The 23867-nt window shown below is 69.7% G+C and carries 19 protein-coding genes; 14 read left to right on the top strand and 5 right to left on the bottom strand.

Features of this window, described 5'->3' with window-relative positions; all coding sequences use genetic code 11:
• The first annotated feature begins 12 nt into the window (after positions 1-12).
• The 3 genes from AB0E90_RS05895 (at position 13) to AB0E90_RS05885 (ending at position 6771) form a co-directional block, all read left to right on the top strand.
• Positions 13-2676, top strand: coding sequence for a cellulose binding domain-containing protein (locus AB0E90_RS05895; RefSeq protein ID WP_360399886.1), 2664 nt, complete (start codon positions 13-15; stop codon positions 2674-2676).
• A 62-nt stretch (positions 2677-2738) separates the two neighbouring features.
• A complete protein-coding gene (locus tag AB0E90_RS05890) occupies positions 2739-5636 on the top strand; it encodes a glycoside hydrolase family 48 protein (RefSeq protein WP_360399883.1) in 2898 nt (965 codons plus the stop codon).
• A gap of 10 nt (positions 5637-5646) precedes the next feature.
• Positions 5647-6771, top strand: a complete 1125-nt coding sequence (locus AB0E90_RS05885) for a lytic polysaccharide monooxygenase (RefSeq protein ID WP_360399880.1) — start codon at positions 5647-5649, stop codon at positions 6769-6771.
• A 46-nt stretch (positions 6772-6817) separates the two neighbouring features.
• On the opposite strand, the gene AB0E90_RS05880 is transcribed toward AB0E90_RS05885, so the two are convergent.
• On the bottom strand, positions 6818-7873 hold the full coding sequence (locus AB0E90_RS05880) for an endo-1,4-beta-xylanase (protein ID WP_360399877.1): 1056 nt from the start codon (positions 7871-7873) through the stop codon (positions 6818-6820).
• Positions 7874-8074: 201 nt separating this feature from the next.
• On the opposite strand from AB0E90_RS05880, the gene AB0E90_RS05875 reads away from it, so the two are divergent.
• Genes AB0E90_RS05875 through AB0E90_RS05860 form a run of 4 tightly spaced genes read left to right on the top strand, consistent with a single transcriptional unit; the run spans position 8075 to position 14355 of the window.
• Positions 8075-8770: a polysaccharide deacetylase family protein gene (locus AB0E90_RS05875; protein ID WP_360399874.1), complete on the top strand. Its 696-nt coding sequence runs from the start codon at positions 8075-8077 to the stop codon at positions 8768-8770.
• 14 nt (positions 8771-8784) lie between these two features.
• Positions 8785-10161, top strand: a complete 1377-nt coding sequence (locus AB0E90_RS05870) for an SGNH/GDSL hydrolase family protein (RefSeq protein WP_360399871.1) — start codon at positions 8785-8787, stop codon at positions 10159-10161.
• Between the two features lie 11 nt (positions 10162-10172).
• Positions 10173-13109: a glycosyl hydrolase 115 family protein gene (locus AB0E90_RS05865; protein ID WP_360399868.1), complete on the top strand. Its 2937-nt coding sequence runs from the start codon at positions 10173-10175 to the stop codon at positions 13107-13109.
• A 1-nt stretch (position 13110) separates the two neighbouring features.
• A complete protein-coding gene (locus AB0E90_RS05860; RefSeq protein ID WP_360399865.1) occupies positions 13111-14355 on the top strand; it encodes an SGNH/GDSL hydrolase family protein in 1245 nt (414 codons plus the stop codon).
• A gap of 97 nt (positions 14356-14452) precedes the next feature.
• On the opposite strand, the gene AB0E90_RS05855 is transcribed toward AB0E90_RS05860, so the two are convergent.
• Positions 14453-15076 (bottom strand): L-threonylcarbamoyladenylate synthase, encoded by a 624-nt coding sequence (locus AB0E90_RS05855; RefSeq protein WP_360399862.1) that lies wholly within the window; start codon positions 15074-15076, stop codon positions 14453-14455.
• A gap of 77 nt (positions 15077-15153) precedes the next feature.
• Here AB0E90_RS05855 and AB0E90_RS05850 point away from each other — a divergent pair, with 77 nt between their 5' ends.
• Entirely contained in the window at positions 15154-16074 is a 921-nt protein-coding gene (locus AB0E90_RS05850) for a helix-turn-helix domain-containing protein (protein ID WP_360399859.1), read from the top strand.
• Here the strand turns inward: AB0E90_RS05850 and AB0E90_RS05845 are convergent.
• The gene (locus AB0E90_RS05845) at positions 15977-16876 is read right to left on the bottom strand and encodes an NAD(P)-dependent oxidoreductase (RefSeq protein ID WP_360399856.1); all 900 of its coding nucleotides are present in this window, start codon (positions 16874-16876) and stop codon (positions 15977-15979) included. The two genes, AB0E90_RS05850 and AB0E90_RS05845, sit on opposite strands and share 98 nt — an antisense overlap.
• Positions 16877-16953: 77 nt before the next feature.
• Entirely contained in the window at positions 16954-17217 is a 264-nt protein-coding gene (locus AB0E90_RS05840; protein WP_360399853.1) for a GlsB/YeaQ/YmgE family stress response membrane protein, read from the bottom strand.
• A gap of 111 nt (positions 17218-17328) precedes the next feature.
• Between AB0E90_RS05840 and AB0E90_RS05835 the strand changes: the two genes are divergently transcribed.
• The 6 genes from AB0E90_RS05835 to AB0E90_RS05810 all read left to right on the top strand — a co-directional run bounded on the left by AB0E90_RS05835 (position 17329) and on the right by AB0E90_RS05810 (position 23273).
• Positions 17329-18111 carry a thioesterase family protein gene (locus AB0E90_RS05835; protein WP_360399850.1) on the top strand — a complete coding sequence of 261 codons (783 nt, stop codon included), beginning with the start codon at positions 17329-17331 and terminating at the stop codon, positions 18109-18111.
• Between the two features lie 40 nt (positions 18112-18151).
• On the top strand, positions 18152-19579 hold the full coding sequence (locus AB0E90_RS05830) for an NAD-dependent succinate-semialdehyde dehydrogenase (RefSeq protein WP_360399847.1): 1428 nt from the start codon (positions 18152-18154) through the stop codon (positions 19577-19579).
• Positions 19580-19664: 85 nt separating this feature from the next.
• A complete protein-coding gene (locus tag AB0E90_RS05825; protein WP_360399844.1) occupies positions 19665-20069 on the top strand; it encodes a GntR family transcriptional regulator in 405 nt (134 codons plus the stop codon).
• A 2-nt stretch (positions 20070-20071) separates the two neighbouring features.
• Positions 20072-20953, top strand: a complete 882-nt coding sequence (locus AB0E90_RS05820; protein ID WP_360401320.1) for an ABC transporter ATP-binding protein — start codon at positions 20072-20074, stop codon at positions 20951-20953.
• The gene (locus AB0E90_RS05815) at positions 20950-21963 is read left to right on the top strand and encodes a hypothetical protein (protein WP_360399841.1); all 1014 of its coding nucleotides are present in this window, start codon (positions 20950-20952) and stop codon (positions 21961-21963) included. Before AB0E90_RS05820 ends, AB0E90_RS05815 begins: the two co-directional genes overlap by 4 nt.
• Positions 21964-22127: 164 nt before the next feature.
• Positions 22128-23273, top strand: a complete 1146-nt coding sequence (locus AB0E90_RS05810) for a substrate-binding domain-containing protein (RefSeq protein WP_360399838.1) — start codon at positions 22128-22130, stop codon at positions 23271-23273.
• Between the two features lie 3 nt (positions 23274-23276).
• Here the strand turns inward: AB0E90_RS05810 and AB0E90_RS05805 are convergent, their stop codons facing one another.
• Positions 23277-23855, bottom strand: a complete 579-nt coding sequence (locus AB0E90_RS05805; protein WP_360399835.1) for a TetR family transcriptional regulator — start codon at positions 23853-23855, stop codon at positions 23277-23279.
• Positions 23856-23867 lie beyond the last annotated feature (12 nt).

Genomic DNA, 23867 nt, shown 5'->3' with positions numbered 1-23867 from the left:
GGAAGGTGCCGGATGAGAAGACTGGCCATCGGGGCGAGCATCGCCGCCCTGTTAGCCGGGGCGGTGGCGGTCGCCCTGGCCCAGCCCAACACGGCTTCGGCCGCCGCGGCTGACCCGTACAACTGGAAGAACGTCCGGATCGACGGAGGCGGCTTCGTCCCAGCCGTCGTCTTCAACCCGGGCGAGAAGAACCTGATCTACGCCCGCACGGACATCGGCGGCGCCTACCGATGGAACGAGACCGGCCAGAGCTGGACCCCGCTGCTCGACTGGGTCGGCCAGAACAACTGGGGTTACAACGGCGTGCTGGCCATCGCGCCCGACCCGGTCGACACCAACCGGGTCTACGCGGCCGTCGGCATGTACACCAATGACTGGGATCCGAACAACGGCGCGATCCTCCGCTCGACCGACAAGGGCAACACCTGGCAGATCACCACGCTGCCGTTCAAGAACGGCGGCAACATGCCCGGCCGGGGCGTCGGCGAGCGGCTCGCGGTCGACCCGAACAACAACAAGAACGTCTACTTCGCCGCCGAGGGTGGCAACGGCCTGTATCGATCCACCGACTACGGCGTGACGTTCAGCAAGGTCACCAGCTTCCCGAACGCCGGCAACTACGTGCAGGACGCGGCGGACACCAACAACTACCTGAACCAGAACCAGGGTCTGAGCTGGGTCTCGTTCGGCGCCGCCAACCAGGTCTTCGTGGGTGTGGCCGACAAGTCCAACCCGGTCTACCGATCGAACGACGGCGGCTCGACCTGGACCGCGATCGCCGGCGCCCCGACCGGCTATCTCGCGCACAAGGGCGTCGTCCAGGGCGACTACCTCTACATTTCCACGAGCGACACCGGCGGACCGTACGACGGGGCTGCCGGACAAGTCTGGAAATATCAGATTTCGACGGGCACGTGGACCGACATCACCCCGACGCCGGCCGCCGACGCCTATTACGGCTACAGCGGGCTCACTGTTGATCAACAAAAACCCGGCACGCTGATGGTCGCCACCCAGATCTCCTGGTGGCCGGACGCCATCTTCTTCCGCAGCACCGACTACGGCGCCACCTGGACCCGGGCCTGGGACTGGACGAGCTACCCCAGCATGTCCAAGCGCTACACGATCGACATCTCGGCCAACCCGTGGCTCGACTTCAACCAGAACCCGACGCCGCCGGAGTCCACCCCGAAGCTCGGCTGGATGAACGAGACGCTCGCGATCGACCCGTTCAACTCCAGCCGGATGATGTACGGCACCGGCGCCACGCTCTACGGCACCACGAACCTCACCAACTGGGACGCCGGCTCCACCATCACGATCAAGCCGGTGGCCAAGGGCATCGAGGAAACGGCCGTCCTCGACCTCGCCGCCCCGCCGTCCGGCGCGCCGCTGGTCAGCGCACTCGGCGACATCGGCGGTTTCTACCACGCATCGCTCGACACGGTGCCGGCCAGCTTCCACGACACCCCCTCGCTGGGCAGCAACACGTCCCTCGACTTCGCCGAACTCACGCCCACAGTGTTCGCGCGAGTCGGGAACGCCGACGCGGCCCCGCACATCGGGATCAGCTCCGACGGCGGCCAGAACTGGTACCAGGGCCAGGAGCCGTCCGGGGTGACCGGCGGCGGCACGATCGCGGTCGGCGCCGACGCCGGCTCCATGGTCTGGTCGCCCCAGGGCACCGGGGTCTACTACTCGACCACGCGCGGCAGCTCGTGGACGGCGTCGACCGGCATCCCGGCCGGCGCGGTCGTCGAATCCGATCGGGTCAACCCCAAGACCTTCTACGCGTACGCCGCGGGGAAGTTCTACACCAGCACCGATGGCGGCGCGACGTTCACCGCGTCGTCCGCGACGCTGCCCACCACCGGCCGGTTGCACCTCAAGGCCGTCCCCGGCACCGCCGGCGAGGTCTGGGTCGCGGGGGAGAGCGGTCTGCTCAAGTCCACCGACTCCGGCGCCACCTTCACCAAGGTCGCCTCGGTGACCTCCGGCATCAACGTCGCCTTCGGCAAGGCCGCCCCGGGCCAGGCGCACAAGGCGATCTTCCTGGTCGGCACGGTCGACTCCGTCACCGGCGTGTTCCGCTCCGACGACGCCGGCACCTCCTGGGTCCGGATCAACGACGACGCCCACCAGTACGGCAACGCGGGCGACGCCCTGGCCGGTGACCCGAACATCTTCGGGCGCGTCTACCTGGGCACCAACGGCCGCGGCATCTTCTACGCCGACCGCACCACCACGGCCACGACGGCGCCGACCACCTCGCCGACCGTGGGCCCGACCACCACGGTTTCACCGACCGTTTCACCGACCGTCTCACCGACCGTCACCACGTCCCCGACCGCATCCCCGGCCACCGGGGGCTGCACGGCGACGTACAAGGTCACCGGCCAGTGGAGCGGTGGCTTCCAGGGTGAGGTCAGCGTCCTGAACACGGGCAGCGCGGCCACCAAGAGCTGGACCGTGGGCTGGACCTTCACCGGCGGCCAGACCGTCTCGCAGGTCTGGAACGGCGCCGGCAGCCAGACCGGCACCGCGGTCAAGGTCGCCAACGCCGGTTACAACGGCACGCTCGCTGCGAACGCGTCCACCACGTTCGGCTTCCTGGCGAGCTCGGCCGGCACCACCAACCCGGTTCCGTCCCCGATCACCTGCTCGGCGACCAGCTGAGCCTCTCCCCAACCCCCACGAAAGGAACTCCCGTGCTCCCACGAGAGAGACGTCTGAGGCGCTTGCGCCGAGGACTGGCAGTCGGCGGCACCGTCGTCCTCGGTGCCGGCGTTGCCCTGGTCGCAGGCGTGCCGGCGCACGCCGCGGCCGGCTGCACCGTCGTCTACAAGGTCCAGAGCGCGTGGTCCGGCGGCTTCACCGGCGACATCCAGATCACCAACGCCGGTGACCCGGTGAGCAGCTGGAAGCTCGAGTACGACTTCCCGGACGCCTCGCAGAAGGTGGCGCAGGGCTGGAACGGCGTCTACTCGCAGTCCGGCGCGCACGTCACGGTCAACAACGCGAGCTGGAACGGCAGCATCGGCACCAACGCGACGGTGGGCACCGGCTTCAACGGCACCTTCACGTCCGCCAACCCGGTGCCGACCGCGTTCAGCCTCAACGGGACCGCCTGCAACGGCGCGGCCGCCGCACCGACCGTCGCCATCTCCTCGCCGGCCGCCAACACGCGGTTCACCGCGCCGGCCAGCATCCCGATCGCGGCCACCGCCACCGCGGCGACCGGGCAGACGATCAGCAAGGTCGAGTTCTACCACGACGGACTGCTGGTCAACACCGACACGGCCGCGCCGTACGCGTACACCTGGACCGGGGTTCCGGCCCAGACCGCGGCCTACCACCTGCAGGCCGTCGCGTACGACGGCGCCGGCGCCAAGAGCAGCACCGCCGACGTGCCGGTCTTCGTCGACGCCAGCACCTCGCCGGCGATCGTCGCCGACGCCGCCAGTGTGTCGGTGGCGCCCGGCGCGAGCTCGACGTTCAAGCTGGCGCTCTCGTCCGCGCCGACCGCGAACGTGACGGTGGCGCTCGCCCGCACCGCCGGGGTCACCACGGTGTCGGCCACGCCGGCGTCGCTGACCTTCACGCCGTCGAACTGGAGCACCGGGCAGACCGTCACCGTCGCGGCGACCGCCGCGGCCACGGCCGGCACGAACGCCACCCTCTCGGCCACCGCCACCGGTTACACCACAGCGACGGTGACCGCGAACGTGGTGACGGCCGGCACCGTCGACGACCGGTTCACCCAGATGTACAACGACATCAAGAGCTCGGCCAACGGCTACTTCAGCCCGGAGGGCGTGCCCTACCACTCGATCGAGACGCTGATCGACGAGGCGCCGGACCAGGGTCACGAGACCACGTCCGAGGCGTTCAGCTACTGGCTGTGGCTGGAAGCCGAGCACGGCGCCACGACGCAGGACTGGGCGCCGTTCAACGCGGCCTGGTCGACGATGGAGAAGTACATCATCCCGTCGCACGCCGACCAGCCCACCAACGCCAACTACAACGCGGCGAAGCCGGCCACCTACGCGGCCGAATACCCGCTGCCGTCGCAGTACCCGTCGGCGCTGGACTCGAGCGTGTCGGTCGGCACCGACCCGCTGGCGTCGGAGCTGAAGAGCGCGTACGGCACCGACGACATCTACGCCATGCACTGGCTGCTGGACGTCGACAACACCTACGGCTTCGGCCACTGCGGTGACAAGACCACCCGGGTCGCCTACATCAACACCTTCCAGCGCGGGCCGCAGGAGTCGACGTGGGAGACCGTCCCGCAGCCGTCCTGCGACACGTTCACCGCCGGTGGGCCGAACGGCTACCTGGACCTGTTCACCAAGGACGCCAGCTACGCCAAGCAGTGGAAGTACACCGACGCCCCGGACGCGGACTCGCGCGCGGTGCAGGCGGCGTACTGGGCGTACACCTGGGCGACCGCGCAGGGCAAGGGCTCGCAGATCTCCACGGCCGTGACCAACGCCGCGAAGATGGGTGACTACCTGCGCTACTCGTTCTACGACAAGTACTTCAAGCAGCCCGGCTGCACGTCGACCGGTTGCGCGGCGGGCACCGGCAAGAACGCCTCCAGCAACCTGATGTCCTGGTACTACGCCTGGGGCGGCGCGACCGACACGAGCGCCGGCTGGGCGTGGCGGATCGGCTCGAGCACCAGCCACTTCGGCTACCAGAACCCGATGGCCGCCTACATCCTGTCCAACGTCACCGCGTTCGCCCCCAAGGGTTCGACCGCCAAGTCGGACTGGACGGCCAGCCTGAGCCGGCAGCTCGAGTTCTACCAGTGGCTGCAGTCCTCCGAGGGCGCCATCGCCGGTGGCGCGACCAACAGCTGGAACGGCAACTACTCGGCGCCGCCGTCCGGCACGCCGACGTTCTACGGCCTGTCCTACGTCGAGGCGCCGGTCTACGCCGACCCGCCGTCCAACCAGTGGTTCGGCATGCAGACCTGGTCGCTGGAGCGGCTGGCCGAGTACTACTACACGACCGGTGACGCCAAGGCCAAGACGGTGCTCGACAAGTGGGTCACCTGGGCCCTGGCCAACTCCACCATCAGCGCCACCAGCTTCGAGATCCCGTCCGACCTGACCTGGTCGGGCTCGCCGGCCACCTGGAACGCGTCCAGCCCGGCCGCGAACACCAACCTGCACGTCACGGTCAAGACCAAGGGCACCGACCTCGGTGTGGCCGGGTCGTTCGCGAAGCTGCTGACCTACTACGCCGCCAAGTCCGGCAACACGGCGGCGAAGACGGCCGCGAAGAACCTGCTCGACGCGATCTGGACGCACAAGGACGCCAAGGGCGTCTCGGTGACCGAGACCCGCGCCGACTACAACCGGTTCGACGACGTCTACAACGCCTCGACCGGCCAGGGCCTCTACATCCCGCCGGGCTGGAGCGGCACCATGCCGAACGGCGACGCGATCGCCCCCGGCAAGTCCTTCCTGGACATCCGCTCCTGGTACAAGAACGACCCGGACTGGCCGAAGGTCCAGGCCTACCTGAACGGCGGCGCGGCGCCGACGTTCAACTACCACCGTTTCTGGGCCCAGGTCGACGTCGCCACCGGCTACGCCGACTTCGCCCGGCTGTTCCCGAACGGCTGAGAGGAGAACCATGAAAATCAAGAGATTGCTGGTGTACGCCGCGGCAGCGATGCTGGCCGCCGGCCTCGGGGCGGTGACGATGCCGTCCTCGGCGAGTGCGCACGGCACCATGATGACGCCGGGCAGCCGGACCTGGCTGTGCTACCAGGACGGTAAGACCGCCACCGGTGAGATCGTGCCGAAGAACGCGGCCTGTGCGGCCGCGATCGCCAAGAGCGGCGTCACCGCGATGTACAACTGGTTCGCCGTGCTCCGTTCCGACGGGGCCGGCCGGGTGGACGGGTTCCTGCCGGACGGCACGCTGTGCAGCGGCGGGACCGGTGGGCCGTACGACTTCACCGGTTTCAACCTGGCCCGGACCGACTGGCCCAAGACCCACCTGACGGCCGGCAAGACGATCGAGATCGACTACAACGACTGGGCCAAGCACCCGGGCACGTTCTCGCTCTACATCACCAAGGACGGTTACGACCCGACCAAGCCGATGGCCTGGAGCGATCTCGAGCCGACGCCGTTCAACCAGTCGACCAACCCGCCCGCCGACGGCGGGCCGGGCACCGACACCGGGCACTACTACTGGAACGCCACCCTGCCGTCCGGCAAGACCGGCAACCACCTGATCTACTCGGTGTGGTCCCGGTCGGACAGCACCGAGACGTTCTACGGCTGCTCCGACGTGGTCTTCGACGGCGGCAACGGTGAGGTCACCGGGGTCGGCGGCACCACCACGACGACGCCGCCCACCACCACACCCACCACGACGCCGACGACCTCGCCGACGACGTCGCCCACCACCTCGACGCCGACCACCTCGCCCACCAGCACTCCGAGCGAGACCGGCTGCGCCGCGATGTACAACATCACCGGCGCGTGGACGGGCGGATTCCAGGCCGAGGTGATGGTGCACGCGCTCAGTGCGCCGATCGGCAAGTGGACCGTGAACTGGACGTTCCCCGGGTCGCAGACCGTGACTCAACTCTGGAGCGGGACGGCCACCACCAGCGGTTCGCTGGTGACGGTCAAGAACGCGAGCTGGAACGGGACGGTCGCGGCCGGCAGCTACACCACCTTCGGGTTCCTGGGGTCAGGGACCGCGCCACCGACGGTCAACAACCTGACCTGCAGTACGGCGTAACCCGAAAAAACCGGGCGGCGGCGTGTGAGCGCCGCCGCCCGGTGCACTACTTGGCCAGCTCGAACGTCTCGCTCAAGGTGTCGTAGGCCGGCTTCGGTTGCAGGTTCTCGTCCATCGGGGTGGCCGAACCCTCACCGTCGAAGACGCCCGGCACCCAGTTGTACTTGTCCGTGAAACCCCACACCGTGTACGACACGCAGTGGCGAACCAGCAGGCAGGCGCGCAGCATCAGGCCGAAGCCCTCGGCCTGGGCCTGCACCTTGGTCGAGTCGGACGGCAGGATCATCCGCACGTCGACCTCGGTGAAGGCGGTCTTGATGCCGAGGGCGTCGAAACGGCGCACGTTCTGCAGGACGTCGCCCGGCAGGCCGTACTGGATGCCGAGGTGCCCCTGCATGCCGAAGCCCTGCACCGGCACGCCCTGCGCCCGCAGCGACTTGATCAGGGTGTAGTAGGCGTCGCTCTTCGCGCTGATCCACTCGACGTTGTAGTCGTTGAGGAACAGCAGCGCGTTCGGGTCGGCCTGGTGCGCCCAGCGGAACGCGTCGGCGATGTAGCCGGGGCCGAGCGCCCGCAGCCAGATCGTGTCGCGCAGGGTGCCGTCCTCGTTCAGCACCTCGTTCGCCACGTCCCACGCCCACACCTTGCCCTTGAAATGCCCCACCTCATCGAAGATGTGCTTCCGCAGCAACGCTTTCAGCTGCGCCGGCGTGAAGTTGGCCTCGGTCAGCCAGGACGGGTTCTGGCTGTGCCAGACCAGGGTGTGCCCGCGCACGGCCTGGCCGTTGCGCCGGGCGAACTTGATCAGGTCGTCGGCCGGCCCCCAGTTGTACGTGCCCTGGGTGGGTTCGACCTCCGCCCACTTCATCACGTTCTCCGGTGTGACGGTGTCGAACTCGGCCGCGACCGCGGCCGCGTACGGGGCATCGGTGGCCAGTGCCGACATGTCGACCGCGGTGCCGATCCGGGTGCCGGTGCCGCGGGCGGCCGCCCGCAATCCGGTATCGCCGGCGGTGGCCGCGCCGGTCGGCAGCACGGCCACGCTCAACGCGGTCAGGGCGGCGAGAGCGGCCGCCCCGAACGCTGTCCTTTTCGGAATCATTTGGCGTTCCCTCCGGTGGTGGATCCGAAAGTTCCGGTAACTTGCGGAAAGCTTCGTGCCCACGTGCGCGCACGTCAATGGCGGATTTCTCTCGAAGATCAACCGGCTGAGGGCCTTGACGACATAGATCGACCCCTCTACGTTACGAATGTTCGGCTGACATGTTTCCGAAACTTCCGCCCGTCCTCCCGGGGGTTCCACGTGTCCCGCTCCCTTTTTCGCTGCCTGGCCGCTGCCGTCACGGTGGCCGGCGCCCTGACCGTCACGCCCTCCGCCGCCCTCGCTCACGGCGGCCCCACCCCGGTCGTGGTCGACACCGCCCGCGGCCATGGCAACGTCGTCAGCTTCACGTTCGACGACGGCCCCAATCCGCCGGACACCCTGCACCTGCTCGCGGTGCTCCGGAAGAACCACGTGAAGGCGGTCTTCTGCCTCGTCGGCGACCAGGTCAAGGCCCACCCCGAGGTGGTCCGGCGGATCGCGGCCGAGGGCCACACCCTCTGCAACCACTCGATGCACCACGACGACCTGAGCACGTGGACGCCCGCGCAGATCGAGGCCGACCTCGCCGCCACGAGCGCGCTGATCCACCAGGCGGTCCCGTGGGCGCACATCGCCTACTTCCGCGCTCCGTACGGCGCGTGGGGGCAGTCCCCGCAGGTCGCCGCGGACCTCGGCATGCAGCCGCTCGGGTGGCGCTTCGACATCGAGGACTGGGTCCCGCCCGGCGCCGACGTGCTGGCCCAGCGGATCCGCGACCGCCTCACGCCCGGCGCGGTGATCCTCATGCACGACGGCGGCGGCGACCGCAGCCAGACCGTCGAGGCAGTCGCCCAGATCATTCCCGAGCTGCGCGCCGAGGGCTGGCGCCTGACCCTGCCGCTGCGCCGCGGCTGATTGCGGAGAACACGATGCCCACCACCCACCGCGAACCCCACGCCGCCGGCCGCGAGGCCGCCGCCCCCGCTGCCTCCGCCACGCGGCGCGAGCTGCTCACCCTGGCGGCCGGGACCGCTGCCGGCGCCGCGGTCGCCGCCGCCGGTGTCGGCGCCGCCCCGGCCTTTGCCGCCGGATCCGGCGCCGGGGCCGCCACCCCGGCGTCCAGCGCGGGCGACTGGGTCGCCACTTGGGCGGCCGTGCCCACCACCATCCCGAGCCGGGGCACGCCGACCGTCCTCGAACGGCAGACCGTGCGGCACGTCGTGCACGCCTCGGCCGGCGGCGACGAGATTCGCATCCGGCTCACCAACGAGTTCGGCGAGACGCCGCTGCGGATCGGGGGCGTGCACGTCGCTCTGCGCGACGGCACGGGCGCTTCGACGGCGATCGTGCCCGGCACCGACCGCCGGGTCACCTTCTCCGGCCACACGGACGCCACCATCCCGGCGGGCGCGCCGTTGGTCAGCGACCCGGTCCGGCTTCGCCTGCCCGCCGGGGGAGACCTGGCGATCAGCGTCTATTTCCCGGAGCGTACGACGGTGACGACGCTCGCCGCGTTCGCGTACCAGGACAACGTCATCGCGAACGGTGACGTCACCGCCGCGCGGACCGTCACCGCGGCCGCCACCCTGCAACAGGACCTGTTCCTCTCCGCGGTAGCCGTGCGTAAGCGCGGCGGCGCCGCGATCGTCACCCTCGGAGACTCGATCACCAATGGCGCCAACACCGTCGCGAACCTCAATCACCGCTGGCCCGACCTGCTCGCCGCCCGCCTGCGCTCGGCGCACCTCGACCTCGGAGTCGCCAATCTGGGCGTCTCGGGCAACCGGCTCCTGCACGACCCGAACCCGCCGGCCGGCAGCGACGCCGAGACGTTCGCCAACTACTTCGGCGTCAGCGGGCTGCGCCGCTTCGACCGGGACGTGCTCGCCCAGCCGGGCCGCCGCTTCCTGATCGTGCTGCTCGGCGTCAACGACCTCGGGCACCCGGGCACGGTCGCACCGCCGTCCGAGGTGGTCAGCGCGGACGACCTGATCGCCGGGCACCGGCAGTTGATCGCCCGGGCCCACGAGGGCGGGCTCGCCGCGTACGCCGGGACGATCCTGCCGTTCAAGAACGACACGCTCGGGTTCTACACACTCGAGAACGAGGCCAAGCGGCAGTTGCTCAACACCTGGATCCGGACCGGCGGCGAGTACGACGGGGTGATCGACTTCGACCGGGCGATGGGCGACCCGGCCGACCCGATCGCCCTCAACCCGGCCTACGACTCCGGCGACCACCTGCACCCGAACGACGCCGGCATGGCGGTGATGGCCGCCGCCGTGCCGTTGCGGCTGTTCCGGTGACGGCGCCGCGAGTGACCAGGCGAACCCTGCTGGGCGGGGCGCTGGCCGCGCCCCTGCTCGGGGCGCCCGCGGCGGCGCACGCCACCGCCGCCGCGCCCGACCAGACCGCCGGCTACGTCCGCACCCGCACCGGCCCCGGCCGGTTCGCGCTGGCCGGCGCGCCGGTTCTGGTGTCCGAGTCGGACTTCCCGGGCGTCGTCCGGGTCGCCGCCGATCTGCGGAGCGACCTCCACCGGGTCACCGGCGCCGACCCGGTCGATCAGCAGGACCCGATCATCCTCGGCACGATCGGCCGCAGCCCGCTGATCGACCAGATCGTCGCCCGGGGCAAGCTCGACGTCGCCGGCATTCGCGGAAGGTGGGAGACGACGATCGAGCAGATCGTCGACCACCCGCTGCCCGGCATCCGGCGCGCATTCGTCATTGCCGGCAGCGATCAGCGCGGAAGCATCTACGGCGCCTACGACCTGTCGCGGAACATCGGGATCTCGCCCTGGCATTTCTGGGACGACGTTCCGGCCGCCCACCACGACGACCTTTTCGTGCTGCCGGGCCGGCACACCCAGGGCACCCCGGCGGTGCGGTACCGCGGCTTCTTCATCAACGACGAGAACCCGGCCACCGGCACCTGGGCGCCCGGATACTTCGGCCCCGGAAAGGCGCCCGGCTATCCGGGCGGGCTCAACGCCGACTATTTCGCCAAGGTCTTCGAGACGATGCTGCGGCTCAAGGCCAACTATCTGTGGCCGGCCGTGTGGGGGCGGGCGTTCGCCGAGGACGACCCGCTCAACCACGCGACCGCCACCCGCTACGGCGTCGTCATGGGCACCTCGCACGAGGCGCCGATGATGCGCGGCATCGAGGAATGGAACCGGCATCCGGCCGGGACCGGTGAATGGAGCTTCCGCCGCAACCCCGACGCCATCAAGTCGTATTGGCGCGCCGGCGCGGAACGCATGCGTGATCAGGACATCGAAGGCGTCATCACGCTCGGCATGCGCGGCAACGGCGACGTGTCGTTGCCGGACGGCGACGGCATCGACCTGATGAGCTCGATCATCGACAGCCAGCGGGCGATCCTGCAGGACACCGGGCTGATCGGCCGGCCCCAGGTGCAGACCCTCTACAAGGAGGTGCAGCGCTACTGGGACTCGGGCTATCGGCCGCCGGACGACGTGACCGTCGTGTTCTGCGACGACAACTGGGGCAACCTGCGCAAGCTGCCGGACCCCTCACTGCCGGCCCGCAGCGGTGGCTACGGCATGTACTACCACTTCGACTACGTCGGGGACGGCCGCAACTACAAATGGGCGGACACGGCCAATCTGACGAACACCTGGGAGCAGTTGCATCTCGCGTACACCAGCGGGGTTGATCGCCTCTGGGTGGCCAACGTCGGTGACCTGAAGAACGAGGAACTGCCCATCCAGTTCTTCCTCGATTACGCCTGGGATCCGTCGGCGTGGCCGGTGACGGCACTGGGGGAGTGGACCCGGCAGTACGCCGCTGCGAACTTCGGCGGATCGCTCGCGCCGGCGATTGCCGGGCTGCTCGAGGAGTACGGCCGGTTGCAGTCCCGCCGCAAACCGGAGCTGCTCAACCGGCGGATCACGGTGGATCCGGCGAAGAACATCGCCACCGATCCGACCGCGGTGGTCTACCACGACCAGGCCACGCCGTTCAGCCTCACCGATTACGGCGAGATGGATCGGGTCACCGAGGAATGGCTCGCACTCGCCGCGCGAGCGTCCCGGTTGCGAGCAAGAATCCCGGCCGTCTGGCAGGACGCCTATTACCAGCTCGTCTATTACGCCCTGAAGGACACGGCGATCATCTACGACCTGCGCCGGGCCGAGTTCACCAACATCCGCTATGCCGCGGAAGGCAGGGCCGGCACCAATGCGCTCGCCGATCGGGCCGAGGCGCTGTTCGCCGAGGACCAGGCGATGAGCGACTACTACAACAACACCCTGGCCGGCGGGAAGTGGCACAACTGGCAACTGCAACCCAAGATCGGGTACGGGAACGTGGCCCGGTACGGGCCGAACGCGTCCTGGCAGCAGCCGGAACTCAACAACGTGGCGCTGCCGGACGAGATCTTCCCGTACGTGCAGCGGATCACCCTGCCACCCGAATCGGCGATGGGGGTCTTCGCCGACGGGGGCGGGCCCGACCTGCCGACCTTCAGCCCCTGGCAGAGCCAGCCGGCGCAGTACATCGACGTCTACAACCGCGGGACCACGCCGTTCCGCTACACGATCAGTAGCGGCGCGCCGTGGCTGCGCGTGACGCCGTCGTCCGGGACCGTCACCGACCAGGTGCGGGCGCTGGTGACGGTGGACTGGCGCAGGGCGCCGCGTGGGGTGCGGTCGGTGCCGATCACCATCACCGGGGCCGGCACGACGACCGTGGTGCAGGCGCCCGTCTCCCACCCGTCGCTGAAGCCGGCCGGGTTCCTCGAGGCCAACGGCTACGTCGCGATCGAGGCCGACCACTACGGCCGCCGGACCGGGAACTGGCTGCTGCTGCCCGGCATCGGCAAGACCGGCAACGGCCTGGTCTCGGTGGACGGAACCGGGCGGCTCGACTACCCGATGACGCTGACCAGCAGCGGGCCGGTCACGATCACCGCCTACCTGTCGCCGCGCAACAACGTGCGGCCCACCGACGGCCTCAAATACGCGATCTCGGTCGACGGGGCGGCGCCGCAGGTGGTCAACGTGACCATCGCGACCGGCGCCAACGACACCACGATGAACCGGCAGTGGGCGCGCAACACGTCCGACAACATCAACCGGACCACGACGACGCACACGATCGCCGCGCCCGGCCGGCACACGCTGACGTTCTGGGCGGTCGACCCGACCGTCATCGTCCAGCGGCTCGTCGTCGACACCGGCGGCGTCAAGTACAGCTATCTCGGCCCGCCCGAGAGCCGGAGGTCCTGACATGCGCCGACGTGCGCTTCTCGGGGCCGGCGGGGCGGCGCTCCCGGCCGCCCTGCTGGCCGGCTCGCCGGCGTCCGCCCACCGGGCCCGGCGCTGGGTGCACACCTGGGTGGCGATGCCGCAGCTCACCGAGCCGGGCAACATGCCGCCGGCGCCGTTCACCGGGGAGTCGGTGGTGTTCGCCGACACCACGCTCCGGCAGACGGTGCACGTGACGATCGGCGGGCCGCAGGTCCGGGTCCGCTTCTCCAACGCGTTCGGCGGGGCGACCCTGCCACTGACGGCGGCCGCGATCGGCCGCCCGGCGGACGGGCGAGCCGGGGTTCCTGGGGTGGCCCCCGGCAGCCTCCGTCCGCTCACCTTCGGCGGCCGGCCGGGCGTGGCCGTGCCGGTGGGCGCGCAGGTCGTCTCCGACCCGGTCACTCTCCCTATCCAGGCCGGCGAGAACCTGTCCGTCACGGTGTATTCGGCGGCCGGCCAGGCGAGCCGCAACCTCACCTCGCACCCGGGTTCGCGCACCACGTCGTACCTGATCAAGGGTGATTTTCATGCCTCGCCCACGCTGGCCGGCGCGGTCGGGGTCGACCACTGGTACCTGATCAGCGGGGTCGAGGTGCTGGCCTCGGCGCCGGCGCTGGCCATCGTCGGTGACTCGCTCACCGACGGGCGGGGGTCGACGACCAACGGCAACGACCGGTGGCCGGACCAGCTCTTCGCCCGGCGGCAGCGGGTGGCCGTGCTCAATCAGGCAGCCGGCGGCAACCGGGTCCTCGACGACGGCCTCGGCCCGAACGTGCTGGCCCGCCTCGACCGCGACGTGCTGGCCACCGGCGGCGTGGACCGCATGCTGATCTTCGAGGGCGTCAACGACATCGGCACCGCCCCCGCCACCGTCGCCGGCCAGAAGCAGGTCGCCGACGACCTGCTGTTCGCCTTCGAGCAGGTGGTGACCCGGGCGCACGCCCGCGACCTCGCCGTCTACGGCGCGACGATCACCCCGTTCGGCGGCAACACCGGTTACGACGACCCGGCGGGCCTGCGCGAGGCCGCCCGCCAGACGATCAACGCCGCGATCCGCCGCGGCCGGATCTTCGACGAGTTCGCCGATTTCGACGTCGCGGCCCGTGATCCCGCGCTCCCGAGACAGCTGAACCCGGCCTACGACGGCGGTGACCACCTGCACTTCAACCCCACCGGCTACAGCGCCCTGACCGCCACGATCCCGCTGAGTTGGCTGACGGCATAGGGCGTCAGCGAGGCTTTGCCCTGCTTACCGATACGCGCTGCTCTGCTTACCGATACGCGCCATCGGCGCGTATATGTAAGCAGAGCAAAGCCTCGGCCTACTCGAAGCGGGAGGTGTCGCCGGCGCCGACGCGGAGGATCTCCGGCTCGCCGTCGGAGAGGTCGATCACCGTGGTCGGTTCGACGCCGCACTCCTCGCCCGAGTCCACGACCGCGTCGACCTGGTGGTCGAGGGCTTCCTTGATCTCCCAGCCCATGGTCATCGGCTCTTCCTCGCCGGGCAGCAGCAGCGTGCTGGAGACCAGCGGCTCACCCAGCTCGGCCAGCAGCGCCTGGGTCACCGTGTGCTCGGGAATGCGGACCCCGACGGTCTTCTTCTTGGGGTGCAGCAGGCGGCGCGGCACCTCCCTGGTGGCCGGCAGGATGAACGTGTACGGGCCCGGCGTCGACGCCTTGACCAGGCGGAACGACGCGTTGTTGAGCTGTACGAACTGGCCGATCTGGGCGAAGTCGCGGCACATCAGCGTGAAGTGGTGGCGATCGTCGAGATGCCGGACCTCACGCATCCGGTCGAGGCCGTCCTTGTTGCCCATCCGGCAGCCCAGCGCGAAGCACGAGTCGGTCGGGTAGGCGATCAGACCATCCGCCCGCAAGATGTCCACGACCTGCCGGATCGAGCGCGGTTGCGGGTTGTCCGGATGCACGTCGAAATACTTCGCCACTCCCGCCAGCCTAGACCGGGCCACCGTCTCCCAACTGGCCATCCCCCCACTCCGGTCGCGCTGGCAGGCTCGACAGCGTGCGGAACGTAGCAGTCCTGATGTCGTCCACCGTCCGCCCGTTCGAGCTGGCCGCCTACTGCGAGCTCTTCGGCACCGACCGGACGGCCGCCGGCGTGCCCGCCGTCGACTTCGCGATCGTCTCGCACCGTCCCGGCGTGCCGGTGCCCACCTTCGGCGGGCTGACCATCACGCCCGCTGCCGGCCTCTCCCGGCTGACGGCGGCCGACCTGGTGGCGATCGCCCCGCCGGACACGCCGTCGCGCGAGGCGGACCCGGCGGTCGCCGAGGCGCTGCGGGCTGCCGCCGCCCGGGGCACGCGACTGGTCGCGGTCTCCTCCGCGGCCTTCACCCTGGCGTCGGCCGGGCTTCTCGACGACCGGACGATCGCCACCGGCGAGCGGTACGCACGGCAGCTGACCGAGTGGTTCCCGCGCGTACGCGTCGATCCGGCGGCCCGCTACGTCGACGACGACCCGATCTTCACGGCCGTGGGCGTCGACCTCTGCCTGCACCTGATCCGCCGGGACCACGGCGCCGCGGCGGCCGACGCGGTGGCCCGGGACATGGTGTTCGGCCCCGCCCGGCCGCTGCCGATGACGCGCCGCCCCGACGACGACATCGCCGCCCTGCTCGACTGGGCGGCCGGCAACCTGCACGAGGACCTGTCCATCGAGGTCCTGGCCCGGCACGCGCTGCTCTCGACGCGCTCGCTAGCGAGACGCTTCCGGGCGGCGACCGGCACCACGCCGTACGCCTGGGTGCTGGAACAACGGGTGAGTCTCGCCCAGCAGTTGCTGCAGACGCAGCTGGGGGTGGAGGAGGCCGCAGGCCGAGTCGGTTTCAGTTCGGCGGCGCTGCTCCGGCAGCATTTCCAGCGCCGTTTCGGCTGCTCGCCGTCGCAGTACCGGTCGCGCTTCGCGCCGTCACCGCGTGGATGACGGCGGCCATGTCGGCGTCGCCGCGCCCCTGCTCCTCGGTCTCGGCGTAGAGCTCGCGGCAGACGTCGAGCAGGGGAGCGGCCAGCCCGTGGGCCCGCGCAGCCTCGACGATGAGCCGGTTGTTGTAGTGCACGTCCCGGATCGACGCCTGCACCGTGAAATCCTGCTCGACGAGCTTGCCGGCCTTGCCCCGGGAGACGAAGGAGGCCATCGGCCCGGCGTCCAGCACGTCCCGTAGCAGGGCCGGGTCGAGCCCGACGCCCTGCGCGAAGTGGAACGCCTCGGCCAGCCCGGTGACCATGCTGATCAGGAACGTGTTGACGGCCAGCTTCATGAGCAGCCCCTGCGGCACCGGCCCGCAGTCGACGACCTGCCGGCACATCGGCGCAAGAAGCGGCCGAACCCGGTCGCGGTCCGCCTCGTCGCCGGCCAGCATCGCGACCAGCTGACCGGCCTCGGCCGGCCCGCGCGACCCGGAGACCGGCGCCTCGACATACCGCCCGCCGTACGCCCGGATCCGTTCGCCGAGCCCGGCGGAGTATTCCGGCGAGGTCGTGCCCATGTGCACCACCGTGCGACCGGCAACGTGCGGCCCGACCACCGCGTCGATCGCCTCAGCGTGGGCCAGCATCAGAAAGACGACCTCGGCCCGCGCGAACACCTCGGCCGGCCCGGCCGCGCCGCTGGCCCCGGGCAGCTCCGCGCCGGACCGGGTCCACACCACCAGCTCGTTCCCGGCCGCGACCAGGTTCGACGCCATCGGCCGGCCCATCACGCCGAGCCCGAGAAATCCCAGCACCATGGCCTTCACGGTAGATCCCGTCCGGCCGCCCGACCGTCGTGATTGTGCGCCCGGATCACGCCGAATCCGCGGGCCGGTCAGCGGCGGCTGCGGGACCCGGCGACGAGGCTGACGCCGACGGCGGCCAGGACGACCTGGATGGCCAGCTCGATCCAGTCGACGCCGCGGGTGTCGGCGACGCCGAGGCCGGCGGCGATGAACGTGCCGATGATGGCGGCCACGATGCCGATCAGCATGGTCAGCCAGATCGAGATGCTCTGCTTGCCCGGGACCACCAGGCGCCCCAGCGCGCCGATGATCAGGCCGGTGATGATCGCGGTGATGATCCCGGTGATGTGCATTGCTGCTCCTCGAGGTGCGATGTCGCACCGTCAAATCTGCCTCGCCGCGCTGTGCGTCACATCAGGGAAACCCCGGATTCCGCTGCGAGAACGGCAATTAAGGTCGGAGGGATGGCGGAGAGCTATTTCGAGCGGGTCGGCGAGTCGAGCTACCAGCCGACGGCTCATGTCGGCGGCGCCTGGCGGCCCGACGAGCAGCACTTCAGCCCCCTCGGCGGGCTCATCGTGCACGCGATCGACCGGCACCGAGCGGCCGGGCCCGGCAACGGCCTGGTCCTCGCCCGGATCAGCTACGACATCCTCGGGAAGATCGACCTCGACGAGTGCGAGATCACCGTGGCGAGCGTCCGTCCCGGCCGCACGATCGAGCTGCTCGAGGCGACCGTCACCATCGGCGGCCGCGCCGTCGTCCGGGCCCGGGCCTGGCTGCTGGCCGCGCTGGACACCACCGCGGTCGCGGGCACCTCGATCGAGCCGCTCGCCCCGCCCGAGTCCGTCGAGCCGTGGCCGATGGCCGACCTGTGGACCGGCGGTTACATCGCGTCGATCGACGTGCGGCGCCCGGCCGACTCACCGCCCGGCCGCACCACGGCCTGGCTCACCACCGCGCTCGACCTGGTCGCGGGCGAGCCGAGCAGCCCGGTCGCGTCGTTCGTCGCGATGGTCGACACCGCCAACGGCATCGCGGTGCGGCAGAACCCGGCCGAGTGGATGTTCCCCAACGTCGACCTGACCATCCACCTGCACCGCCAGCCCGAGGGCCGCTGGACCGGCCTGGACACCACGGTCACGTTCGGCCCCGCCGGCCAGGGCCTGACCAGCACCGTCCTGCACGACCTCAATGGCCCGGTCGGCACGGCCGAACAGATCCTGACGGTCCGCCCGCTGCCGTAGAAGCGTGGCGGTCGCACCCGGGCAGGACCATGCTGGGGTGGTGGAAACTGAACTCTTCATCGGTGGCAAGTGGGTCCCGGCGTCCTCCGGGGAACGTTTCGATGTGCTCGACCCGGCGACCGGCGATGTCATCGCCACGGTTGCCAACGGCGGTGAGGCGGACGCGGTCGCCGCGGTGGAGGCGGCGGCGGAAGCGGCCGCGGCCTGGGCGGCCACGCCTCCGCGGGTTCGCGGTGAGCATCTGCGCCGGGCGTTCGAGTTGATGTCGGCGCGCGCCGACGAGCTGGCCAAGCTGATCAGCCTGGAGAACGGCAAGGCGTTCACCGACGCGAAGGGCGAGGTGACGTACGCCGCCGAGTTCTTCCGCTGGTTCGCCGAGGAAGCGGTTCGTGGCGAGGGCATCGTCAGCACCGCGCCGAGCGGGGCGAACCGGATCCTCGTCGTACGGCAGCCGGTCGGGGTCTGTGTTCTTGTCACGCCGTGGAATTTCCCGGCCGCGATGGCGACCCGCAAGATCGGCCCGGCGCTCGCCGCCGGGTGCACCGTGATCCTGAAGCCGGCCAGTGACACGCCGCTGACCGCCCTGGCCATGGCCGGCATCCTGGCCGAGGCGGGGGTGCCGGCCGGCGTGGTCAACGTGCTGCCGTCGCGCAGTTCCGGCAAGGTCGTCTCGAAGATGCTGGCCGACCCGCGGGTGCGCAAGGTGTCCTTCACCGGTTCGACCGAGGTGGGCCGGATCCTGCTGGCGCAGGCCGCGGAAAACGTGATCAACACGTCGATGGAACTGGGTGGCAACGCCCCGTTCCTGGTGTTCGCGGACGCCGACCTGGACGCCGCGCTGGACGGCGCGATGATCGCGAAGATGCGCAACGGTGGCGAGGCGTGCACGGCGGCGAACCGCTTCTACGTCGAGGCGCCGGTGGCCGAGGAGTTCTCCCGGCGGCTGGCCGAGCGGATGGCCGGCCTCGTGGTCGGGCCCGGCACCGACGAGAAGACGCAGGTCGGCCCGCTGGTCAACGAGGACACGGTGGCCAAGGTGGACAGTCTGGTCAAGGGTGCCCTGGACGGCGGCGCGACCGCGGTCACCGGCGGTGCGAGGCCGAGCGGTCCCGGCTTCTATTACCCGCCGACCGTGCTCACCGGCATCCCCGGCGACGCGCCGATCCTGAAGGAGGAGATCTTCGGGCCGGTCGCGCCGATCGTGACGTTCGAGGACGAGGCGGAGGCGATCCGGTACGCGAACGACACCGAGTTCGGCCTGGTGGCGTACGTCTTCACCAAGGATCTTGCCCGTGGTCTGCGGGTGAGTGAGGCGATCGAGGCCGGCATGGTCGGCCTCAACCGGGGCCTGGTCAGTGACCCGGCGGCGCCGTTCGGCGGGGTCAAGCAGTCGGGCATCGGGCGCGAGGGCGGCCACGAGGGGCTGCTCGAGTACCTGGAGTCGAAGTACATCGCCGTCAACTGGTAAGTAGCTGAGAGTCAGGCCGGAGGCATTGCCTCCGGTCTTTCTTTTACTGCTATTGTGCTAGCAACCTAGAGGAATGGTGGTGCGGATGATCGAGTTCCACCTGGAGTCGCGATCGGGCGTCGCGCCCTACATGCAGCTCATCCAGCAGGTCCGGCACGCGATGCGGCTCGGCCTGCTCAAGGAAGGCGACAAGCTGCCCACCGTCAAGGACGTGGTGGCCCGGGTCGCGATCAACCCGAACACGGTGCTCAAGGCCTACCGAGAGCTTGAGTACGAAGGACTGGTCCAGCCCCGGCCCGGCCTCGGCACGTTCGTCACCCGCACGCTCGGCAGCGACGAAGACGTTGCCGCGCACGGGCCGCTGCGCCGCGATCTCGAGGGCTGGCTCGCCAAGGCCGATGACGCCGGCCTCGCCGAGGAGAGCATCGAGGCGTTGCTAGTCAGCACATTTCGCAACTTTTCGGCGAAACGGGCAGCACGGAGAGGATGACGATGGCCAGCGCGGTAACAACACAAAACCTGACTAAGAAGTACGGACGGAAGACCGCTCTCCTGGACTGCACGCTGGACGTCCCGGCCGGGCACGTGATCGGTCTGGTCGGCCCCAACGGCGCCGGCAAGTCCACCCTGCTCCAGCTCATCTGCGGCCTGCTCGCCCCGACCGCCGGGAGCCTCTCGGTGCTGGGCGCCCTGCCCGCCAGCGGCCTGCCGCGCATCGGTTTCGTCGCGCAGGACACCCCGGTCTACGGCGGTCTCACCGTCGCCGACCACCTGCGCTTCGGCAAACACCTCAACCAGACCTGGGACGACGATCTGGCGCGGGAGCGGATCGAGCGGCTCGAACTCGATCCGAAGCAGAAGGCCGGCAAGCTCTCCGGCGGTCAGCGGGCCCAGCTCGCCCTGACCGTCGCCATTGCGAAGCGGCCCGAGTTGCTTCTTCTCGACGAGCCGGTGGCCGCGCTCGACCCGCTGGCCCGCCGGGAGTTCCTGCAGGGCCTGATGGAGTACGTCGCCGAGTCCGGCGCCACCGTGGTGATGTCCTCGCACCTGGTCGCCGACCTGGAACGCGTCTGCGACTACCTGATCGTGCTGGTCAAGTCGAAGGTCCGGGTCACCGGGGACGTCGAGGAGTTGCTGGCCACGCATCACCGCGTCACGGGGGCGCGCATCGATCCGGAGAAGCTCGGTCCGGGTCGAGCTGTGGTGCATGCCCGGCACACCGACGTCCAGTCGAGTCTCGTGGTGCGCAGCACCGCCCCGATCGACGACCCGGCCTTCACCGTCGATCCGATCGACCTGGAAGACCTGGTCCTGGCATACATGTCCGAGGCCGCCGAGTCCGGCCGCAATCGCGTACTGGAGAAGCAGAGATGATCTGGCTCACCTGGCGTCAGTTCCGCACCCAGGCCGTGGTCGGCCTGGTCCTGGTGCTCGCGGTCGGGGTGGCTTACCTGACCACCCGATCGACCCTGATCGACATCGCCCGGGAGTCCGGTTACACCGGCTGCACCGACAACTGCGAGCGCGTGGCGAGTCAGTTCGTCAAGACGGCGCGAAGCGGCTACCTCGGTCACCTCTACCAGATCGGCGCCCTCTTCCTGCTGCTGTTGCCGGCCCTGGTCGGGCTGTTCTGGGGCGCGCCGCTGGTGGCCCGTGAGCTGGAGGCGAACACCCATCGCCTGGCCTGGAGCCAGTCGATCAGCCGCAACCGCTGGCTGGGCATGAAGCTCGGCGCCATCGGGCTGGCCACCGCCGCCTTCACCGGCCTGGCCAGCTGGGCGATCACCGCGTGGGCCAGCCCGCTCGACAAGGCCGAGGGCTGGGTGGTTCCGCTGACCTACGCAGCCCGCGGCATCGTGCCGATCGGCTACGCCGTCCTGGGCTTCGTCGTCGGCGTGACCATCGGCATGTTGCTGCGTCGCACGGTGGCCGCGATGGCGGTGACTCTGGTGGTGGTGATCGCCGCGATGGTCGGCGGCCTCTTCCTCCGCGAGCATCTGGTGGCGCAGAGCACCTACCAGGCGACTCTGCCGGCCGACTGGGACGGCGGCATCAGCCTCAGCCCGGACGACCCGAACCGGGACATCCGGATCGAGGTGGACCCGCCGACCGTCGCCACCTGGGTCCTCAGCAACACGATCCGCACCTCCACCGGCGCGAAGTACCACGGGCCGTACGACCCGGCGAAGTGCGGCATGAATGCCGCCGGTGGCCCGGACGTCTGCCGGGCGTGGATTGCTTCGCAGAATCTGCAACAAAAGGTCATTTACATCGGGAACGAGAAGTTCTGGACGCTGCAGTGGCGGGAAACCGGCCTCTTGCTGGTAGCTTCGTCGCTCCTGGCGATCTTCTGCTTCTGGTGGATCAGGCGCCGGGTGGCGTAGCGTGCGATGGCACTGTGGGTAGTCGCGGATGTTAACGCTCGGGAGATGAACTATTTTTCTCCCGAGCGCCGTACCCCCTGTCGGGTGTTGTTAAGACTCCTCGATACTGGGTTGACGTTCGGCCAACCCACAGGTCGGGATCCACCTGAGAGGAATTCTCGGAAATGCGCAAGAAGCTGCTGGCACTCGCGGCGGTCGGGCTGCTGGCGACAGCCACCATGACAGCGTGTGACGACTCGGATCAATCGAGTGATGCCAGTAGTGGCAGTGGCACCACCGGTGGCGGGTCGGGCAAGGACCGGATCGGCGTGATCTTCCCGGACACCAAGAGCTCGCAGCGGTGGAAGGTCGACGACCCGAAATACATGAAGGCCGCGTTCGAGGCCGCCGGCGTGCAGTACGAGATCCAGAACGCCGAGGGCGACCGGGCCAAGTTCGAGCAGATCGGCGACCAGATGATCGCCAGCGGGGTCAAGGTTCTCCTCATCGCGAACCTCGACTCCGACTCGGGCAAGGCCGTCATCGACAAGGCGCACGCCAAGAAGATCCCGGTGATCGACTACGACCGGCTCACCCTCAACGGCGGCGCCGACTATTACGTCAGCTTCGACAACGAGCAGGTCGGCACCCTCCAGGCGTACGGCCTGGCCAAATGCCTCGACAAACTCGAAGCGAAGAACCCGATCGTCGCGGAGCTCAACGGTTCACCGACCGACAACAACGCCACCCTGTTCAAGGACGGCTACGACGGGCAGCTCGACCAGAAGTACGACAACGCCGTCTACACCAAGGGCCCCGACCAGTTCGTCCCCGACTGGGACAACGAGGAGGGCGGCAAGATCTTCGCGCAGATGCTCGAGCAGCAGCCGAAGATCGGTGGTGTGCTCGCCGCCAACGACGGCCTCGCCAACGCGGTCATCGACGTGCTGCGCAAGAAGGGCCTGAACGGCAAGGTGCCGGTCACCGGCCAGGACGCCACCGTGCAGGGTCTGCAGAACCTGCTCTCCGGCGACCAATGCGTGACGATCTTCAAGAAGATCAAGCCGGAGGCGGACACCGCGGCCGGTCTCGCCGTGAAGCTGTTCAAGGGCGAGAAGCCGACGACCACCGACCAGATCAAGGACCCGGAGTCGGGCGGTTACGTCCCGTTCGTGAAGCTGACGCCGGAGTCGATCGACCAGGCCCACGTCAAGGACGTGGTGTCGTACGGCTTCGTCACCAAGAAGGAAGTCTGCACCGGCAAGTACGCGGCGCTGTGCACCCAGTTCGGGGTGGGCGTGTCGCCGAGCGCCGGCGCCGACGGCAACTAGCGCTTACCGGGCCACCGCCCGCTCGACACAATCTCGCAGGAGAGCCCGTCGCCGATCGTGATCGGTGGCGGGCTCTTCGTTGCTCGCCGCGTAGACACCGGTGGCCGGTGACCACGCGGACGCCATCGAGACCACCAGGGCCAGCAGGTCCATCGGGTCGCCCGGCCGCAGCCGCCCGGCCGCCTGGGCCTGGGCGACGGCCTTAACCTTCGGCTCGGCGTCGAGGTTGCCGAGAATGAAGCCGACCGGGCGCCGCTCCAGGCGGATCCAGCCGAGCAGGCGGACCAGGTCGGGGCTGCTGAGGTTCGCGTCATACATGCCGACCGCCCAGTCGGCCAGATCGTCCGCGTCGAACGGCACGTGGTTCATCCCGATCGCCAGCCGATCGGCCATGACCGCGTCGAACAGGCCGTCCTTGCTGCCGAAATAGCCGTACAGCTGGGCCTTGTTGGTGCGGGCCGCGGCGATGATGCGGTCGACCCGGGCGCCGGCGATGCCGCGGTCAGCGAATTCCTCCAGGGCCGCGTCGAGAATGCGCCGGCTGGTCGCGGCGCCGCGGGCACTGGTCGGAAGCTCGGGCATGGGCCGACTTTA

Origin of the sequence: Actinoplanes sp. NPDC026619, from assembly GCF_040638295.1 — a bacterium.
Lineage (GTDB): Bacteria > Actinomycetota > Actinomycetes > Mycobacteriales > Micromonosporaceae > Actinoplanes.
This window is presented reverse-complemented; position numbering and strand designations above follow the sequence as displayed.

What these genes read in the sequence shown, in the direction of transcription:
- AB0E90_RS05895 (WP_360399886.1), top strand. Translation starts at nt 13, where the DNA reads ATGAGAAGACTGGCCATCGGGGCGAGCATCGCCGCCCTGTTAGCCGGG.
- AB0E90_RS05885 (WP_360399880.1), top strand. Translation starts at nt 5,647, where the DNA reads ATGAAAATCAAGAGATTGCTGGTGTACGCCGCGGCAGCGATGCTGGCC.
- AB0E90_RS05880 (WP_360399877.1), bottom strand. Translation starts at nt 7,873, where the DNA reads ATGATTCCGAAAAGGACAGCGTTCGGGGCGGCCGCTCTCGCCGCCCTG.
- AB0E90_RS05870 (WP_360399871.1), top strand. Translation starts at nt 8,785, where the DNA reads ATGCCCACCACCCACCGCGAACCCCACGCCGCCGGCCGCGAGGCCGCC.
- AB0E90_RS05860 (WP_360399865.1), top strand. Translation starts at nt 13,111, where the DNA reads ATGCGCCGACGTGCGCTTCTCGGGGCCGGCGGGGCGGCGCTCCCGGCC.
- AB0E90_RS05845 (WP_360399856.1), bottom strand. Translation starts at nt 16,876, where the DNA reads ATGGTGCTGGGATTTCTCGGGCTCGGCGTGATGGGCCGGCCGATGGCG.
- AB0E90_RS05840 (WP_360399853.1), bottom strand. Translation starts at nt 17,217, where the DNA reads ATGCACATCACCGGGATCATCACCGCGATCATCACCGGCCTGATCATC.
- AB0E90_RS05835 (WP_360399850.1), top strand. Translation starts at nt 17,329, where the DNA reads ATGGCGGAGAGCTATTTCGAGCGGGTCGGCGAGTCGAGCTACCAGCCG.
- AB0E90_RS05825 (WP_360399844.1), top strand. Translation starts at nt 19,665, where the DNA reads ATGATCGAGTTCCACCTGGAGTCGCGATCGGGCGTCGCGCCCTACATG.
- AB0E90_RS05820 (WP_360401320.1), top strand. Translation starts at nt 20,072, where the DNA reads ATGGCCAGCGCGGTAACAACACAAAACCTGACTAAGAAGTACGGACGG.
- AB0E90_RS05815 (WP_360399841.1), top strand. Translation starts at nt 20,950, where the DNA reads ATGATCTGGCTCACCTGGCGTCAGTTCCGCACCCAGGCCGTGGTCGGC.
- AB0E90_RS05810 (WP_360399838.1), top strand. Translation starts at nt 22,128, where the DNA reads ATGCGCAAGAAGCTGCTGGCACTCGCGGCGGTCGGGCTGCTGGCGACA.
- AB0E90_RS05805 (WP_360399835.1), bottom strand. Translation starts at nt 23,855, where the DNA reads ATGCCCGAGCTTCCGACCAGTGCCCGCGGCGCCGCGACCAGCCGGCGC.